Annotated in this window: 15 protein-coding genes; 8 read left to right on the top strand and 7 right to left on the bottom strand. The window is 72.8% G+C overall.

The window, feature by feature from the left end; genetic code table 11:
• The first annotated feature begins 24 nt into the window (after nucleotides 1–24).
• The 4 genes from VKT83_18190 (at nucleotide 25) to VKT83_18205 (ending at nucleotide 6587) form a co-directional block, all read left to right on the top strand.
• Nucleotides 25–1038, top strand: a complete 1014-nt coding sequence (locus VKT83_18190) for an AAA family ATPase (protein HLY24400.1) — start codon at nucleotides 25–27, stop codon at nucleotides 1036–1038.
• 82 nt (nucleotides 1039–1120) lie between these two features.
• Nucleotides 1121–2044: a DUF58 domain-containing protein gene (locus VKT83_18195; GenBank protein ID HLY24401.1), complete on the top strand. Its 924-nt coding sequence runs from the start codon at nucleotides 1121–1123 to the stop codon at nucleotides 2042–2044.
• Complete coding sequence (locus VKT83_18200) at nucleotides 2041–3834, top strand: VWA domain-containing protein (GenBank protein ID HLY24402.1); 1794 nt, start codon at nucleotides 2041–2043, stop codon at nucleotides 3832–3834. Before VKT83_18195 ends, VKT83_18200 begins: the two co-directional genes overlap by 4 nt.
• Entirely contained in the window at nucleotides 3834–6587 is a 2754-nt protein-coding gene (locus tag VKT83_18205; protein HLY24403.1) for a VWA domain-containing protein, read from the top strand. Before VKT83_18200 ends, VKT83_18205 begins: the two co-directional genes overlap by 1 nt.
• Nucleotides 6588–6645: 58 nt before the next feature.
• On the opposite strand, the gene VKT83_18210 is transcribed toward VKT83_18205, so the two are convergent.
• Nucleotides 6646–7266 (bottom strand): HAD-IA family hydrolase, encoded by a 621-nt coding sequence (locus VKT83_18210; GenBank protein ID HLY24404.1) that lies wholly within the window; start codon nucleotides 7264–7266, stop codon nucleotides 6646–6648.
• Between the two features lie 101 nt (nucleotides 7267–7367).
• The gene (locus VKT83_18215; GenBank protein HLY24405.1) at nucleotides 7368–8585 is read right to left on the bottom strand and encodes an iron-containing alcohol dehydrogenase; all 1218 of its coding nucleotides are present in this window, start codon (nucleotides 8583–8585) and stop codon (nucleotides 7368–7370) included.
• Nucleotides 8586–8722: 137 nt separating this feature from the next.
• Here VKT83_18215 and VKT83_18220 point away from each other — a divergent pair, with 137 nt between their 5' ends.
• From VKT83_18220 to VKT83_18235, 4 genes are all read left to right on the top strand, one after another.
• Nucleotides 8723–9523, top strand: coding sequence for an S-methyl-5'-thioadenosine phosphorylase (locus tag VKT83_18220; protein ID HLY24406.1), 801 nt, complete (start codon nucleotides 8723–8725; stop codon nucleotides 9521–9523).
• 11 nt (nucleotides 9524–9534) lie between these two features.
• Nucleotides 9535–9813 carry a hypothetical protein gene (locus VKT83_18225; GenBank protein HLY24407.1) on the top strand — a complete coding sequence of 93 codons (279 nt, stop codon included), beginning with the start codon at nucleotides 9535–9537 and terminating at the stop codon, nucleotides 9811–9813.
• 88 nt (nucleotides 9814–9901) lie between these two features.
• Nucleotides 9902–10261, top strand: a complete 360-nt coding sequence (locus tag VKT83_18230) for an STAS domain-containing protein (protein HLY24408.1) — start codon at nucleotides 9902–9904, stop codon at nucleotides 10259–10261.
• Nucleotides 10262–10297: 36 nt separating this feature from the next.
• Nucleotides 10298–12586 carry a SpoIIE family protein phosphatase gene (locus VKT83_18235; GenBank protein ID HLY24409.1) on the top strand — a complete coding sequence of 763 codons (2289 nt, stop codon included), beginning with the start codon at nucleotides 10298–10300 and terminating at the stop codon, nucleotides 12584–12586.
• A 4-nt stretch (nucleotides 12587–12590) separates the two neighbouring features.
• Here VKT83_18235 and menA read toward each other — a convergent pair whose 3' ends face one another.
• The 5 genes from menA to VKT83_18260 are packed head-to-tail and all read right to left on the bottom strand — an operon-like array spanning nucleotide 12591 to nucleotide 16765.
• Nucleotides 12591–13514 carry a 1,4-dihydroxy-2-naphthoate octaprenyltransferase gene (gene menA / locus VKT83_18240; GenBank protein HLY24410.1) on the bottom strand — a complete coding sequence of 308 codons (924 nt, stop codon included), beginning with the start codon at nucleotides 13512–13514 and terminating at the stop codon, nucleotides 12591–12593.
• A 29-nt stretch (nucleotides 13515–13543) separates the two neighbouring features.
• Nucleotides 13544–14299: an ABC transporter permease gene (locus VKT83_18245; protein ID HLY24411.1), complete on the bottom strand. Its 756-nt coding sequence runs from the start codon at nucleotides 14297–14299 to the stop codon at nucleotides 13544–13546.
• The gene (locus tag VKT83_18250) at nucleotides 14296–15093 is read right to left on the bottom strand and encodes an ABC transporter ATP-binding protein (protein HLY24412.1); all 798 of its coding nucleotides are present in this window, start codon (nucleotides 15091–15093) and stop codon (nucleotides 14296–14298) included. The genes VKT83_18245 and VKT83_18250 overlap by 4 nt, the downstream gene beginning before the upstream one ends.
• Entirely contained in the window at nucleotides 15090–16133 is a 1044-nt protein-coding gene (locus tag VKT83_18255) for an ABC transporter substrate-binding protein (GenBank protein HLY24413.1), read from the bottom strand. Before VKT83_18255 ends, VKT83_18250 begins: the two co-directional genes overlap by 4 nt.
• Entirely contained in the window at nucleotides 16130–16765 is a 636-nt protein-coding gene (locus VKT83_18260) for a TetR/AcrR family transcriptional regulator (GenBank protein ID HLY24414.1), read from the bottom strand. The genes VKT83_18255 and VKT83_18260 overlap by 4 nt, the downstream gene beginning before the upstream one ends.
• Nucleotides 16766–16906: the final 141 nt, after the last annotated feature.

Below are 16906 nucleotides of genomic sequence, written 5' to 3' on the forward strand. Positions count from 1 at the left end.
AAGGTCTGCCCTTGGTGAGACATCATGCAATCGACCGACGTCACGCTGCGACCGGAAGAGTTTCGGACGATCGCGCATCGCATCGAGGACGCGCTTCGCGTGGCGATCGTGGGCCAGGAGGAGGTCGTGCGCGGCGTCCTCACCGCGATCCTCGCCGGCGGACACGTCCTGCTGGAAGGCGCCCCGGGCCTGGGCAAGACCCTCCTGGTCCGAACCCTGGGCGAGGCCCTTCACCTGGACTTCAGCCGAATTCAGTTCACTCCGGATTTGATGCCGGCCGACGTGACCGGCACGACGCTGATTCTCGAGGACGACGCCGGCCGCAAGTCCTTCCAGTTTCAGCCGGGGCCGATCTTCGCCCACCTCCTCCTGGCCGACGAGATCAACCGGGCGACGCCCAAGACCCAGGCCGCGTTGCTCGAGGCGATGCAGGAGCACCACGTCACGATCTCGCGCACGACCTACCCGCTTCCGGAGCCTTTTCTCGTCCTGGCGACGCAGAACCCGATCGAGATGGAGGGGACCTATCCGCTTCCGGAGGCGCAGCTCGACCGCTTCCTGTTCAAGCTGCGCGTCGCCTTTCCCGCGCTCGACGAGCTGCGCGAGATCGCGGAGCGCACCACGGGGCCGGAGACGCCCGGCGCCCGCCGCGTCGTCGACGGCGCGGCGCTGCGCGGCCTGCAGGCGTTCGCGCGCGAGGTCCCGGTCGCCTCCCACGTGCAGGAGTACGCGGCGCGTTTGGTGCTGGCGACCCATCCCGGACCGGAGGGCGCGACCGAAACGGCGCGCCGGTTCGTGCGGTACGGCGCGAGTCCTCGCGGGCTGCAGGCGCTGATCCGCGCCGGCAAGGTCCGCGCGCTCGCGCAGGGCCGCGCCCACGTGGCGACCGAAGATTTGCAGGCGCTCGCCGTCCCGTCGCTGCGCCACCGGATTCTCTTGAACTTCGAGGGCGAAGCCCAGGGCGTCGATGCCGAGCGTGTCATCGAGGACGCGATCCGCCATACGGACGCGCGGACGGCCCCGACGGTCAACGCCTGATCGGCGCCGCCGCATGTTCTCCCACCGTCCGCTGCCCGAGCCCGCGTCGCCGCCTGCCGGCCGCTCCGCGGCCGGCGACCATGTGTCTGACGCCGCGGGGGCACCCGCCGCGGCCGCGCCGCGGGATCAGGCCGGGCTGCTCGATCCGGCGTTTCTTCAGCGGCTCGAAGCGCTCAGCCTCGTCAGCCGGCGCCGCGTGCGGGGACGGCAGCGCGGCGAGCGGCGCAGCCTGGTGCGGGGGCGCGGCATCGAGTTCGACGACTACCGCGCGTACGAGCCCGGCGACGATTACCGCTACATCGACTGGAACATCGCCTCCCGCCTCGACCGCCTGTTCGTCAAGTTGTTCAGCGAGGAAGAGGATCTCGACGTCCACCTGCTGATCGACACGAGCCGGTCGATGGCCGCGGGCGCGCCGAGCAAGCTGCTCCTGGCCAAGCAACTCGCCGCCGCGATCGGCTACATCGGCCTCGTCAACCTCGATCGCGTCGAGGTCGGCGTCTTCTCCTCCGGCCCCGGCCCGCGGTTGAGCCGGCTGCGCGGCCGCGGCCGCGCCTTCGACCTCCTGCGGTTTCTCGACGGCATCGCGCCGGAGGGCACGACCGACCTCGGCCTCGCGCTGCGGCGAACGCTCGACGAATCGCCCCGCCGCGGGCTGCTCGTCGTGATCTCCGACCTGCTCGATCCTCACGGCTATGAGGACGGCCTGCTGCGGGCGCGGCACCATGGGATGCAGACGTTCGTCATTCACGTCCTCGCCGAGGACGAACTCGCCCCGCGGCTGTCCGGCGAGCTGCGCCTCATCGACGCGGAAACGGGCCGGGCCGTGGAAGTGACGATCGACGCCGACGCCCTGCGGGCCTACGCCGAGGCGCGCGACGCCTACCTCGAGGGCATCCAGCAGTTCTGCTTCCGGCACGGCATTGACTATCTGCGGACGACCTCGACCGTGCCGGCCGACTCGCTCGTGCTGCGCTACCTCCGGCAGGGAGGGTTGGTGCGGTGACCTTCGGCGCGCCGGCCACGCTGTGGGCGCTCGCGGCGGTCCCGGTGCTGGTCGTGCTCTACCTGCTGCGGGTGCGGCGCCGGGAGCACGTCGTGAGCAGCGTGCTGCTGTGGGTGAAGTCGCAGCCGTCGTGGGCGGCGTTTCGTCCCTCGCGCCGCGTCGAGCGGAGCCTGCTGCTGCTGCTGCAAATCGTCGCCGCGGCCGGCATCGCAATGGCGCTCGCGCAGCCCGCGCTCCTCGGCTGGACGGCCGGGAATGGGGACGTGGTGCTGGTGCTGGACGGGTCGATGTCGATGCGCGCCCGGGATGTGGCCCCGACGCGATTCGATCGGGCTCGGGCCGAGGCGCGCGACGTGCTGGCGCGCCTCGGCCCGGGCCACCGCGCGGCCCTCGTGCTCGCCGCCGCGCATCCGCTCGTGCTCGTTCCGCCGACCGCCGACCGCCGCCGACTCGCCGCCGCGCTGGCCCAGGCGCAGCCGTGGGACGTGGCCGGCGACGTCCGCGGGGCCGTCGATCTGGCCGTACAGCTCGTGCCGGGACCGCGCGGACGGATCTTCGTTTGGACCGACGCCGCGCGATCGCCCGTGCCGGCGCTGCCGAACGTCACCACCCGCGTCCTCGGCGCGGCGGACGATAACACCGGCATCGTCGCCCTGCGCGTCGTGCGGGACGCGGAGACCGTCCAAGCCCTCGTGCGGGTGACCAACTTCGGCCGCGCGGCGGTGCGCGCGCCGCTGCGCGTGACGCGGGACGGCAGCCCGGTGTACGGCGAGACCCTCGCGCTGGCCGCGGGCGAAACGCGGACCGTCGTGTTCCCGGTGTCTGCCCCGCGGGGGGAGGCGGACGCCGGCGTGCTGCGCGCGCAGCTCGACGTGCGCGACGCGCTGCCCGACGACAAGACCGCGGACGCGCTCCTCGCGCCCGCTCCGCTGCCGTCCGTGCTGCTTGTCGGGCCGGACGATCCGCCGCTCGAGCGGCTGCTGCGCGTCGCGCCGGTCTCGCGGGCCGCGGTGACGCGGGAGACCGACCCCGCCGCGTGGCGCGGCTACGACGTGGTGATCCTCGACCGCGTGACGACCGGTGCCGTGCCGCCCGGCCGCTACCTGGCGATCGGGACTGTCCCGCCGAACCTGCCGGCCAATCCCTCCGGCGTCGTCGACGCGCCCGACATCGCGACATGGGACCGGCGCGATCCGGTGCTGCGGTTTGTCGACTTCGGGGACGTGCACGTCCGTCAAGCGCTGCGGCTCGCCCCCGAATCCGGGCACGTGCTCGCCGCGGGACCGTCGCCGCTCCTGTGGGCGTACGAGGGCCGGGGGTTGCGCGCGATCGTCCTCGCATTCGGTCTCGCGGACTCCGACCTTCCGCAGCACGTCGCGTTCCCGGTGCTGTTGGTGAACAGCCTCGCCTGGCTCGGCGGCGACGCCGCCGACCTCCACGCCGGGCAGACGCTGGAGGTACCGGCGGCGGGCGCGGATCGGGCGGTGCTGCGGCGGCCCGACGGGGCGCGCATCGACGTGGCGGCCCGGGATGGCGTGTTTTCGTTCGCGCTGCCGCGTGCCGGCGTGTACCGGCTGACCACACCGGCCGGCGAGCGGGCGGTGTCGGTGAGCGCCGGGTCCGAGGCCGCCGGCCTCATCGCCCCCGGCGTGTCCGGCGCCGCGTCACCCCCGCCGGTCCAGCAGGTGCTGGCCCGTCTCGCGCTCTGGCCTTGGCTCGTGCTGGGGGCCGTCGCGGTAGCGCTCGGCGAGTGGGCGCTCGCTACCCGGCGGCACGGCGGGGACGCCTGATGCCGCTCGTGACCTTCGCCCGGCCGCTCGCGCTGCTGTTGCTGCCGTGCGTGGTGCTGGTGCTGCGGTTGGGCGGCCGCCGCGCCGGCCGGCGGTGGCGCATCGCGTCCGCGCTGCGCGCGGCGATGGTGGCGCTGCTCGTGCTCGCAGCGGCCGGTCCGGCCGTGCGCGTGCCCGCCACCGGCGCGTCCGTCGTGTTGGCGGTGGACCGTTCCCTCAGTGTGACGGCGTCCGGCGCCGGGGACACGGAGACCGCGTTCGTGCGCGGCGCGCTCGCCCGCATGCGCACGCAGGACCGGGCCGGCGTGATCACGTTCGGCGGGCGGCCCGCGCTGCGGGTTCCCGTGGCGCCGCGCGTCGAGGCCGGCGATCTCGGGGTCGGGCCGGAGCCCGACGCGACCGACATCGGGGCCGCGCTCGATCTCGCGCGGAGCATCCTTCCCGCCGAAGGGACGCGGCGCATCGTACTGCTGAGCGACGGCGGCGAGAACAGCGGCGACGCCGCGGCGGCCGCGCGCGCGGCGGGCGCGGCGGGCATCCCGATCGATGTCGTGCCGCTCGGCGGCCCGCCGGCCGCGGACGTGCTGGTCGACGATGTGGTCGCGCCGCAGGAAGTCCGGCCCGGCGAACGGTACGAGGTTCGCGCAGTCTTGGAAGCCACGGCCGCCGCCTCGGCGACCGTCACCCTCCGCCGAAACGGCGTATCCAGCGCGGTTCGGCAGCTGTCGCTTGCGCCGGGCGAGACCGCGGTCCGCTTTCCCGAGATCGCGCTTACCCCGGGCCCGATCCGCTACACTGTCGACGTCGAGTCATCGCCGAGCGCGCTGGCCGGCAACAAGCACGGCGAGGTCCTGGTCGTGGTCCGCGGGCGGCCCCGCGTGTTGTTCGCCTCGGACGGAGGCCGGCCGCTCGCCGAGTGGCTCCGCCGGCAGGGGATGGACGTGGACGTGCGGTCGCCCGACGGGATCCCCGCGTCGCCGGGCGACCTCGCGCCCTACGCCGGCGTCGTGCTGGACGACGTACCGGCCACCGAGTTGAGCCGCACGCAGCAGGAAGCCCTGCGCACGTTTGTCGCCGCGGCCGGCGGCGGCCTCGCCGCGATCGGCGGGCCGCACAGCTTCGGGGTCGGTGGCTATGCCGGCACGCCGCTCGAGGCGGCGCTGCCCGTCAAGATGGACGTACGGCAGACCGCCACGCTGCCGACCGTCGCGATCGTGCTCGTGATCGACACCTCCGGCAGCATGGAAGCGTTCGGCACCGAGCTGGCCAAGGAAGAGCTGGCGAAGGAAGTCGCCGCGTCCGTCATCGACCATCTCGGCGAGCACGACCTGATCGGCGTGATCACGTTCGATCAGGAATATCGCTGGCTCGTGCCGATGACCGAGGCGCGGTTCCGGAGCCGCGTGCTCGAGGAGATCGCGAAGCTGCAGGCGGGCGGGGGCACCGTCATGTACCCGCCGCTCGAGGCGGCTCACACGGCGCTGCGGACCTCACCCGCGCGGCTCCGGCATGTGATCGTGGTGAGCGACGGGCTCACCGATCCCCCGCCGGCGGGCGCCAGTTTCCGTGCGCTGGCCACGGGCATGGCGCGAGACCGCGTCACCTTGAGCACGGTGGCGATCGGACACGACGCCGATCTCGCCCTCATGCGCAACCTCGCGGCGTGGGGGCTCGGCCGCACCTACTTTGCGAAGGATCTGTACGCGATCCCCGAGATCTTCACGACCGAGGCGTTCCTGGCCACGCGGTCGTACCTGATCGAAACCCGCTCGCCCCTCGGTCGCGGCGGCGCGGCGCCGACCCTGGCCGGCCTCTCCGCGCCGCCCCCGGTGGACGGCTACGTGGCCACGGTGCCGAAGCCTTCGGCCGACGTGGCGCTGTCGAGCCCGCGCCGCGATCCGGTGCTTGCGACCTGGCAGTACGGGCTCGGCCGCGCAGTCGCGTTTACGTCCGACGACGGCCTGCGATGGACCTCGGGGTGGGGGACCTGGCCGGACGCCGCGCGCTTCTGGTCACAGGCCGTGCGGTGGATGCTGCGTGACGAAGGCAGCGGCCTGTACGCCGAGACGACCGCCTCCGGCGGGGAGGGGCACGTCGTGCTCGACGTCCGGCGGCCCAACGGTGCGCCGTGGAGCGGTCTTGCCGTCACGGGGCGCGTCTCGGCGCCTGACGGCGCCGAGCGGCCGATCGCCCTCGCCGAGACGGTGCCGGGACGGTACGAAGGGGCCTGGCCCGCCGCGGCGCCGGGCACCTACGCGGTCGTCGTGGGCGCGCGCGAAAACGCCGCCCTCGTCGGCACCCGCATCGCCGGACTCATCGTGCCGTACTCGCCCGAGCTGCGGCCTGCACCCGGCGGGCCCGCGCTGTTGAGCCGCATCGTGGAAACCGGCGGCGGCGCGTTTCTTTCGGATCCCGCGGACGTCTTCCGGCCGGGGCCGGGCAGCGGCTCGCGCGACGCATGGCCGCCGCTCGTCGCGGTCTCGCTGGCGCTTCTGGTGACGGAGGTAGCGGTGCGGCGGGTGCCGGCGCTGGCCGAACGGCTGGCCCTCGCGGCAGGGGCACTGACGCGGTGGCGCGGAGGCCCGCCCGGCGCGCGCGCCGCGCGCGCGGGCGACGACGCAGCCTACGACGCGGCGGACCGGTGGGCGGCGGAGGACGCGGCGCACGCCGAGGAGGACGCGCTGCGCGCCGCGTCCATGGAACACGCCGCGCGGCTCTACATCGCGCGTCTGCGCGGCGGCCGCCGTAGTTGAACTACCTTGACGCCGCGGCCGCGCACGTACGAGTGAGTCAACTGCCTTGCGCGTCTAATTAACGGCAGACCGCCAGCAGCGCTTCCGGACGCTCGAGCCGGTGGTCCGGCCGCTCGGCCAGCACCGCGTCCAAGTGTTGGGCGCCCCACAGCGCGGCCGCGGTACCGGCGCCGGCCCCGCGGCCGGCGGCCATGTCCTCGACGCTGTCCCCGACCATGAGCGCGTCCGCGGCGGCGACACCGAGCAGGCGGGCGCCGAGCGCCACGGGTTCCGGATCCGGCTTGTGGCGGCGCACGTCCTCGTCCACGACGACCGCGCGGCACCACCGGTCCAGGCCGAACGCGCGCACCGCGGCGCCGGCCGTGGCGCGCCGCTTCGACGTGACGATGCCGAGGAGATAGCCGCGCGCGCTCAGCGCGTCGAGCACGTCCGGCACGCCCGGGAACAGCCGCACGCGTTCGTCGTGCATCGCGAGGTAGCGGCGGAGATACTCCTGCGTCAGCTCGTCGGCGCGGTCGGGCGCGAGCGCGTGGAACTTGGCGCGAACCGGCCAGCTCCAGCTGCGCAGCGTCTCCTCGCGGTCGAGCGTCCGGCCGAGCAGCGTCCGGCAGGTCTCGACGAAGGACGTCACGATCAGGTCGGCGCTGTCGAGGAGCGTGCCGTCCAGGTCGAAGAGCACGGCCCGGTACGGCCGTGCCGGGCGACCTGCCTGCCGACCCGCGGCGGGCGACGATGAAATTGAAGCGCCCGGCAACGATGTCATTAGAATCACGGGGTCGCTCATCCGCGCCAGGCGTCCGCCGGGCGGCCTTCCCACATCGCGGTGTAGAGTGAGAGCAGCGGCTCGCCGGCCAGCGGACGCGGATTGTTCGGACGCGGGTAGCGGGCCAGGCACTCGTCCACGAGCTCGGGAAGACGCTCCCGCTCGAGGCCGAGGGTGCGCAGCGCTTCGGGCATCCCGACGTCGAGCCCGAGCGACTGCACGCGGCGCACCGCGCCGCCGTCCGCGGCGTCCGCTCCGCCACCGGCCGCCGTGTCATGGCCGCCCGCGGCCGCCCCGATCCGCCGCAGGCGATCCGCCGCGGCATCGCGGCTGTACGCCATCGCGTACGGCAGGGCGAGCGCGCACGAAAAGCCGTGCGGGAGATGCAGCCGGTTGGCGATTGTGTAGGCGATCGAGTGCCCGAGAATCATGCCGGCGTTGAGCGTGAGCCCGCCGAGGTAGGCCGCGAGCGTCATCTGCGCCCGCGCCTGCGTGTCGCCGCCGTCGGCGTAGGCGCGCGGCAGCGCCTCGAAGATCAGCCCGATGCCCCGCGACCCGGTGATGTCGGTGAGCGGCGTCGCGCCGGACGACAGCATGCCTTCGACGCAGTGGCTGAGCGCGTCGAGGCCGGTGTGCGCCGTGACCGTCTTCGGCAGCGAGTGCGTGAGGAGCGGATCGAGCAGCACGCCGGCGGCCAACAGATGCGGATGGCTGTTCGCGAATGCCTTGCGGCTGTCGTGGGTGATCACCGCGTTCTGGCTGGCCTCGGCCCCGGTGCCCGCGGTCGTCGGCACGAGGATCGTCGGCACCGACGGCGCGGCGAATCGCCGGCCGATCTCGTGCGTATACTCGAGCACCCCGCCGGGATTTCGCACGAGCGCCGCGGCCAGTTTGGCGACGTCCATCACGCTGCCGCCGCCGACGGCACAGACGAGGACGGGAGAGACCCGGCGGGCCAGCGCCGCGGCCCGATCGGCGACCTCGGCGCTCGGCTCGCCGGGGATGTCGGCGAAGCGCTCGAGCGCAAAGCCGGCGGCGGTCAGGCCGTCGGCGACCGCCCGCGCCAGCCCGAGCCGGTCGACCACGGCGTCCGTGACCAGGAGTGCCGTGCCGGGCGCGATGCCGAGCTCCGCCACGCACTCGCCGATGCGTTCCGAAGCGCCGTCGCCGTACCAGACTCGGCTCGGACCGCGGAAGGGACGGGGAACGATGGGCTGCATCGACCGGGCGGACACGGAGGGCCTCCTCGGCAAAGAAAAATCGTGCCGTGACCGGCACGTCGCGGCGCACCGCGTCTCACCGCGGTCGCGTTGACCCGTCGTCGGCACGGATGATACCATCGGGTCGGCGCAGGGTAAAGGAGGCGTAGCGGGTGGCGCAGGCCGAGATTGGGATTTTCGGGGGGTCCGGCTTCTATTCGCTCCTCGACGACGCGCGGGAACTGAAGATCGAAACGCCGTACGGCGAGCCGGCCGACGTGGTGACGGTCGGAGAGCTGGCCGGCCGTTCCGTGGCTTTCCTGCCGCGCCACGGCCGCACGCACCGCCTTCCGCCGCACCGCATCAATTACCGCGCGAACGTCTGGGCGATGAAGTCGCTGGGGGTCCAGTGGCTGATCGGGCCCTGCGCGGCCGGGAGTCTTCAGGCAGCCGTGCGTCCCGGCGACTTCGTGGTATGCGATCAATTCGTCGACCGGACGTGGGGCCGGCCGGACACGTTTTACGACGGACCGGTCACGACGCACGTGTCGGCGGCGGATCCCTACTGCCCGACGCTGCGGCGGCTCGCGGTTGAGGCCGCGCACGCGGTCGGGATCCCGGTCCGGGATCGGGGGACGGTGGTGGTGATCCAGGGGCCGAGGTTCAGCACGCGCTCGGAGAGCCGGTGGTTCCGGGACCAGGGCTGGGAAGTCATCAACATGACCAATTACCCCGAGTGCATCCTTGCCCGAGAGCTCGAGCTCTGCTACGTGAACATCTCGCTGATCACGGACTACGACGTCGGCGTCGAAGGCGACGCGTCGGTCGATCCGGTGAGTCACGAGGCGGTGCTGCGGGTGTTTCAGGAAAACAACGAGCGGCTGCGCCACCTGCTGGTCGCCTTGATCGGGCGCGTGCCGCGGGCCCGGGACTGCTCCTGCGCGCGCGCGCTCTCAACCGCGCGCATCGAGTAGGGAGGCGCGGGGTGGCGGTGCTCGTGCGGGACCAAACTGGGCGCGTCAGCGGGATCGTGGTCTTTACGCTCGGGGTTCTGCTGCTGCTGGTGGTCTTCTACCTCGCCTACCTGGAGCTCGTCGCGTCGGGGGCGCTGGCCGGCACCGCGGGCGGCCGGTCGGCGGGGGACATAGCGTTGTTTGTGGCCGCGAAGGGCCTCTTCTTGTTTGTGTTGGGGTTTGTCGCATCGGCGATCGCCAACAAAGGGATCGCGCTCTACCAGGCCGCGGGGGGCCAGGACGCCGGCTAGGACGGCGCCGACTCGGACGGCAACGCCGCCGGGAGGCCGCGACGCCGCCGGAGGCCCTTGGACGATCAGATCGGGGTGGAGGCGAATCATGGAGCTTGAAGTGGCAGTGCGCACCAACGGCAACGTGACCGTCGTCGACGTGTCGGGCGAGGTGGATCTCTACACCGCGCCGCGCCTCGAGGAGGCCCTCGCCAAGGCGTCGGGGCGCACGCCGCCGTTGATCGTCGTCAACCTCGGCAAGACCACGTACCTCGACAGCACCGCGCTGCGCGTGCTGACGGCCGTCTTCAAGCGCGTGCGCGAGCGGCAGGGGGAGATGGCGATCGCCGAGGTGCAGCCGAAGATCGCCAAACTCTTCACCCTGACGGGACTCGATCAGGTGCTGCCGCTCTGCCCGACCGAGCGCGAGGCGCTCGACAAGGTCCATCACCCGCCGGCCGGCACGTAGCAGCGTCCGCCGGACCGTCCGCCGGGCGACTCGACAATGAGGCGACGGACCAGGATCCGCGGTAAGATCGCCGCGGTGATCCTGATCTGCATGATTCCGGTCCTCGTTCTCGCGGTTGTGCTCTACGCCGAGCGCAACGCGGACCGCCGCAGCACCGTCGTGCGGACCCAGGAAGATCTTGCCCGCGCGCTCGCGGAAGACGTGAACACGTTTTTCGCGACGGCGGTGCACACCGAGCGCGTGGCCGGCGCGGCGGTGACCGCGCAGCCCTATCCGGTGAGCGGGATCGCGCAGCTCTTTGCCGCGATCCGCCGCGGCGAGCCGGGTTTTCTCCGTCTCACGCTCGCCGATCCCGAGGGCCGGGTGGAGGCGGGCGATCCCCCGTCGCCGCCGAGGGCGCGCCTCAGCGGTCAGGCATTTGACCTGGTCCGAGGCGGCGCCCCATGGGCCGTCGGGCCGCCGCGCCTCTCGGCGGGCCGCCCGGTGGTGGAAGTCGCCGCGGCGATCACGAACGGCGGCGTCGCTGCCGCGATCGTGGACGGGGTCGTCGACCTGACGCTGCTCCCGGCGTCCGCGCCGACGGCGGCCACGCCCGAGGCGGACGCGGTCGTGCTCGACGGCGCCGGCTCCATCATGTTCGACCTGCGCGCCGGCGCGCGTCCGGCGGAGCCGCTGCGCGCGGTTCCCGCCGTAGCGGCCGCCCTGCAAGGGCGCATCGGCTACATCGAGGCGTACGTGGATCCCACCACCCGCGCCCGGGACATCGGCGCGGCGGTGCCGATCTCGTCCCTCGGCTGGGCCGCGGTCGTCCTCGTGCCGGAATCGTCCGCCTACGAGCCGGTCAGGCGGGAAACGCTGACCGAGGCGATCTGGCTGATAGCCTACGTCACCCTTGGGCTCGGGCTCGCGTGGGTGCTGGGCGGCGAGTTGAGCGCGCCGATTCAGGCGCTCGCACGCGCCGCGGCGCGGGTGGGCCGCGGCGAGGTCGGCTATCGCGTGCCGGTGCGGCGCACGGACGAGCTCGGCGATCTGGCCGCGGCCTTCAATGAGATGAGCGCGCAGCTCGAGCGATCCGTCGCCGAGATGAGCGCGGTGCAGGGCGTGAGCGACGTTGCGCTCTCGACCGTGCGGCTGAACGAACTGCTGCCCCCGCTCGTCCAGCGCATCGTGGCGGCGCTCGGCGGCGACAGCGGCGCGATCTGGTTCGTCGACGACACGACCGGCGAACTCGTCTTGCCGGAGGCGTTCGGCGGAATTCCCGGAACCGCGCGGCGCCTGCCGCCTGGGGAAGGCCTCGCGGGGCGCACCGCGCAGGGGTACCGCGCCGTGCAGACAGTGGATGTCGAAGCCCTTCGGGCGGTCGACCCCGATCTCGCCGCCCACGACGTCCAGGCCGCGCTCAGCGTGCCGCTCCGCGCCGGCGGCCAGACGATCGGGGTGATGCAGGTGTTCTCGCGCAGGCCGCGCGAGTTCGGACCGGCGGAGATCCGGCTCGTCGAGACGTTCGCCGACCGCGTGGCCCTCGCGGTCGGCAACGCGCGGACCTACCAGCAGCAGCAGGAGATCGGGCGGATCATCCAGCACGCGCTCATGCCGGCGCCGAGCGTCCGTCTCCCGGGCCTCGCGGTGGCCGGCCGCTATCAGCCGAGCCGCGAAGTCGGCGGCGACTTCTACGCCGTGCTGCCGCTCGCCGACGGGCGCGTGGGCCTCGCCATCGCCGACGTGGCCGGGAAGGGCATTCCCGCCGCCACGCTCGCCGCGCGGACACGCTACCTGCTCGAGGCGCTTGCGTTCGACGGCCGCGATCCCGCCGACGTGCTCGCGCGGCTCAACGCCGCGCTGGTCCGCGATTCGGCGACGTCGCTGTTCGTGAGCCTGTTCTACGGCGTGGTCGCGCCCGCCGCCGGGATCTTCCGGTTCGCCAGCGCGGGGCACGTGCCGCCGGTGCTGCTGCGCGCCGACGCGCCCGACGCGGCGCTCCTCGACGTCACCGGCCTGCTGCTCGGTATTCTGCCGGAGGCGCGGTACGTGTCGCACGAGACGGCCGTCGGCCCCGGCGACCTGATCGCGCTGTACACCGACGGGCTGACGGAGGCGCGCCGCGCGGACGGCGAACAGTTCGGCGAGCCGCGCCTGGCTGCGGCCGTTACGGCGGCGCGGGACGGGACCGCGGAGGACATCGCCGACGCGGTGATGCGCGCCGTCGCGGACTGGGCGGGCACGGGCCCGCGCGATGACCGCGCGCTCGCGGTAGTGCGCCTGCTTCCGGTCGAGGCGCAGGCCGCGGCGGGACCGGCGGGCCGGACCACCACGGTCGTCCCGTAGCGGCTCAGCGCGGTCCCGCCAGCAGCAGCGCGGCGGCGACCAACAACCCCGTGCGCTGGTGCAGCTTGGCTGTGCCGCGGAGCGCCTCGGTCAGCACGACCGGATCGGTGTCGCGGCCGACGCGCCGGCAAAGCGCCGCGGCCGCCGGCGCCGTGAGGAGACCGGCCAGCGCGAGCGGCGGCAGCCCCCGAAAAACCACCGCCGCGGCAATCGCGGCGTAGGCCGTCCCCACGAGCGCGATGTACTCCGCACGCGTCGCGCGTTCGCCGATCAGGGTGGCGAACGTGCGCTTCCCGCTCCGGCCGTCGGCGTCCAGGTCGCGCAGGTTGTTGACGACCAGCACCGCCGTCACGAGCGCGGCCATCGGCAGCGAGACCCACCAGGCGCCGGCGCCGAGGGCGCGGACCTGCACGAAATATGCCCCCAACACGATCACGGGGCCCATGAAGATGAAGACGACCAGGTCCCCGAGTCCGATGTAGCCTAGGGGCAGCGGGCCGCCGGTATACGCGTAGCCGGCGAGCACGCTCAGGATCCCGGCCACGAGCACCGGCCATCCGGCGACGGCGACGAGGCAAAGGCCGAGCGCGCTGCCGGCCGCGAACAGCGCCAGGCCGCCGGCGAGCACCGCGCCGGGGGCCAGCAGACCGTGCTGGATGAGACCGCCCGGGCCGACCGACGCGCCGTTGTCGACGCCGCGCGCGAAGTCGTAGTAGTCGTTGACCATGTTGGTGCCGGCCTGGATGGCGACGGCCCCGCCGAGCGCGGCGAGGAAGATCAATGGATCGAAGTGCCCGTCCCGCGCGGCCGCGGCGGTCCCCGCAACCACCGGCGTGACCGAGGCGGTCAGCGAGTAGGGCCGCGTCGCGCGCCACCACAGCGCGAGGCGCCCCGGCGTCGGTGACACGACGGCCGGCGTGGAAGACATGGTGGGCGGCCGCTTGTCGGCCGGCGGAGTCACGCCCGCCAGGGCAGCACCCGCCGCTCCAGCCAATCGAGCGCGGCGGTGGCGATCCAGCCGAGCGCCGCGGTCACGAGCAGCCCGGCAAACATCACGTCGATCGCGAAGATCTGGTACGCGCGCCAAATCAGGTGGCCGATGCCGGCGTCCGAGCCGAGCAGCTCGGCGCCGACGATCACGATCAACGCGAACCCCATGCCGAGCTTGAGCCCCGTGAAGATCGACGGCAGCGCCCCCGGGAGCGCCACGGTCGCAAACACCGCGGATCCGCGCGCGCCGTACGCGCGCGCGATGCGCATGTAGGCCTCGTCGAGACCGAGGACGCCGGCCATGGTGTTGAGCAGCACGAGGAAGAAGATGCTGAGCGCGACGATGCTGAGCTTCGACGCCTCGCCGATGCCGAGATAGAAAATGATCAGCGGGTAGACGGCGATCTTGGGGATCGGATAGATGGCCGAGACGAGCGGCATGAGGGCGGCGCGCACGGACCGGCTCAGGCCCATCGACAGGCCGACGGCGACCGCCGGCACGGCGCCGAGGAGGAAGCCGAGCACGATGCGCTGCACGCTCACGGCCACGTTGTAGGGCAGTTCGCCGGTCCGCGTCATGGCGGCGACCGTTCCCAGCACCGTGCTCGGCGCCGGGACGTAGCGGGCGTCGAGCACGCCGGCGCGGCTCAGGCCTTCCCAGAGCGCCAGCAGCGCGATCGGCGACAGGACGGCGAGGACGCGGTCCGCGGCGCGTCCCTTCACGGGGCCGGCCTCTCAATCTCGGTCTCGAGATCGTCCCACAGGCGTGCCGTGAAGGTCCCGTAGGCCGGATCCCGGCGGACCTCGCGGTACCCGCGGGGACGCGGCAGCGGAACGGGGATATCCGCCTTGATCCGGCCCGGCCGGGCGCTCATGACCAGCACCCGGTCGGCCAGGCGCGCAGCCTCGTCGAGGCTGTGGGTCACGAACAGAATGGTGGGCCGCTGCTCCTGCCAGAGCGTCAGCAGCTGGTCTTGCAGCACCAGGCGCGTCTGCTCGTCCAGGCTCGCGAACGGCTCGTCCATCAGCAGCACGGCCGGGTCGGACGCGAGCGCGCGGGCGATGCTGACGCGCTGGCGCATACCTTCCGAGAGTTGCCGCGGATACGCGTCGCGGAACGCCCAGAGGCCGACGCGGCGGAGCTCGGCTTCCGCCCGCCGGGCGCGCTCCGGGCGGGGGATCCCGAGCATGCGCAGACCGTAGTCGACGTTGCCGAGCACCGTCATCCACGGAAAGGTGCAGATGCCCTGAAACACCACCGCGGAAGCGAGCCGCCCCGGCTGCGCGGGTGGCACCGCGACCGTCCCGCCCGTCGGCCGCAGCAGGCCGGCCAGGATATGGAGCAGGGTCGTCTTGCCGCAGCCCGACGGTCCGATCAGCGCGCAGAATTCCCCGGGCGCGATCCGCAGCGACACCTCCCGTAGCGCGAGGATCTCCCCGCGGTCGGTGCGGTAAGCGTGCGTGACCGCGGACGCCGCGAGCGCGGCGTCCCGCTGCGCGAGGACCGCCGCCTTCATGGCGACGGCGTAAACGGTCCCGCGAGCGCGAGCGCCCGCCGTACGAAGGAGGTGTCGACGTAGGCCCGCGGCGGCAGCGGCCGCGTGTAGGTGAGCTCGCCGCGCGTTCGGAAGAACTCCTCGAGCCGCACGAAGTCGTTAAAGTTCAACTCCCCGTTCGGTTCGTAGTACGGCCGCCGCGCCCGCAGCACGACGTCCGCGGGCACGCCGGTGTACTTCTGAATGATGCGGGCCACGTCGGGCCGGCGGAAGCCGCCGCCGGAGAGATCGCGGCACGCGCGCAGCCAGGCGACCATGAATCCCACCGCGTGGTCGGGGTGGCTGCGCATGAACTCGCCGCCGAAGTACGCCGCGGTGACCTGGACGCCGTTGATGAAGTCGTCGCTCAGCACGGCGATCTGCCCGCGGTCCTCCGCGAGCGTGGCGAGCGGCTCGCCGAGGAGGCCGGCCGCGATCGCGCCGTTGGCCAGCGCCGCCGGCACGTCCGGAAAGTTCACCTCCACCGGCTGGATGTCGGCGAGCGTCAGCCCGCCGCGCAGCATCGCCGCGTTCAGCCAGAACTCGGTCGCGGATCCGAGCACGTTGACCGACACTCGCTTGCCGCGGAGGTCGCGCACGGCGCGGATCTCTCCCGCATCGTGCGCCCGGCGGCTCACCACAAGCGGCGTGCTCACCGGCGGGCGCTCGAGATGGACCGGGCCGACGACCTTGAAATCGAGGCCGCGCGCCGCGGCGTTGAAGACGCCGGCGCCCAGTCCGCCGATCACGGCCTCGGCGCGTCCGCTCGCGAGCACCACGAACGCGGAGGTGCCCCCCGGCGTGCTGATCAGCTCCACGTCCAGCCCTTCCCGCGTGAAGTAGCCGCGCTCAATCGCGACGTACAGCGGGGCGAAGATGAGCACCGGAACGTGCACCACGCGGATGTGCAGGGCCGGTCGTGTCTGCCCGCGCGCCGGCGCGGGCGCCGCCAGCCGCCCGGCGGCGCCGCCCAATGACGATAGGCTGAGCGCGAGCGTCAACATGGTCCGCCGGCTCATCATGAGCCATTCTCCTTTCGCGCATCCGCCGCGCCGATGCTTCGGAGCAGCAGCACTCTGAGGTCTGGAAGCCGATCGGTCACGCGACCCTCGCCCGTGACCAGCCACTGCGTGATCACCTCGTTAAGCGTGCCGAGCCACGCCTGTGCGGCGAGCGCCGTGTTCTGGGAGGGGATCGCGCCCTCGACGACCGCGCGGTCGAGATGCCGTTGAATGACCTGGGCGAAGCGGCGATGGATGTCGAGACGTTTCTGCTCGAGGGCGGGGCTGAGCCCGACCGCTTCGACGAGCAGGATCTTCACCAAATCCCGCCGCGCCTCGGCCGTCTCCAAGACGACCCGGAGCGCGCTTTCGACCTTGCGGAGCGCCGTCGGCTCGTCGGCGATCGCCGCTTCGGCACCGGCTTCGACCACGCCGGCGACCGCGTCCATCAGCGTGAGAAACACGTCTTGCTTGCTCGAGAAGTAGTGGTAGAATGCGCCCTTCGACGTCGCCGACGCCGCCACGATGTCGTCGACTGTCGTGCCGTGGTAGCCTCGCTCGGCGAAGACCTCCATCGCGACGTGAAACAGACGGTCCCGCGTCGCGGTCGCGGCCGCCGAGCGCCGGGGCCTCTGAGCTTCGCGAATGGACATGCCGGATAATTAGACCGACGCGTCGGTCTATCCTTTTCAGGGGTTCACCCGTGCGAGCCTCGCAGTCGGTCCGCGATTAGTCGATCCACGGGCCGAGGAGTCCAGCGACGCAATACGGAACATGACCACCCGCTGACAACG

The sequence above is a fragment of the bacterium genome (assembly GCA_035308905.1).
In the GTDB taxonomy this organism is placed as follows: domain Bacteria; phylum Sysuimicrobiota; class Sysuimicrobiia; order Sysuimicrobiales; family Segetimicrobiaceae; genus DASSJF01.

Coding starts and splice junctions, on each gene's coding strand:
- VKT83_18230 (HLY24408.1), top strand. CDS start 9,902: ATGGAGCTTGAAGTGGCAGTGCGCACCAACGGCAACGTGACCGTCGTC.
- VKT83_18250 (HLY24412.1), bottom strand. CDS start 15,093: ATGAAGGCGGCGGTCCTCGCGCAGCGGGACGCCGCGCTCGCGGCGTCC.
- menA (HLY24410.1), bottom strand. CDS start 13,514: ATGTCTTCCACGCCGGCCGTCGTGTCACCGACGCCGGGGCGCCTCGCG.
- VKT83_18235 (HLY24409.1), top strand. CDS start 10,298: ATGAGGCGACGGACCAGGATCCGCGGTAAGATCGCCGCGGTGATCCTG.
- VKT83_18205 (HLY24403.1), top strand. CDS start 3,834: ATGCCGCTCGTGACCTTCGCCCGGCCGCTCGCGCTGCTGTTGCTGCCG.
- VKT83_18190 (HLY24400.1), top strand. CDS start 25: ATGCAATCGACCGACGTCACGCTGCGACCGGAAGAGTTTCGGACGATC.
- VKT83_18255 (HLY24413.1), bottom strand. CDS start 16,133: ATGATGAGCCGGCGGACCATGTTGACGCTCGCGCTCAGCCTATCGTCA.
- VKT83_18260 (HLY24414.1), bottom strand. CDS start 16,765: ATGTCCATTCGCGAAGCTCAGAGGCCCCGGCGCTCGGCGGCCGCGACC.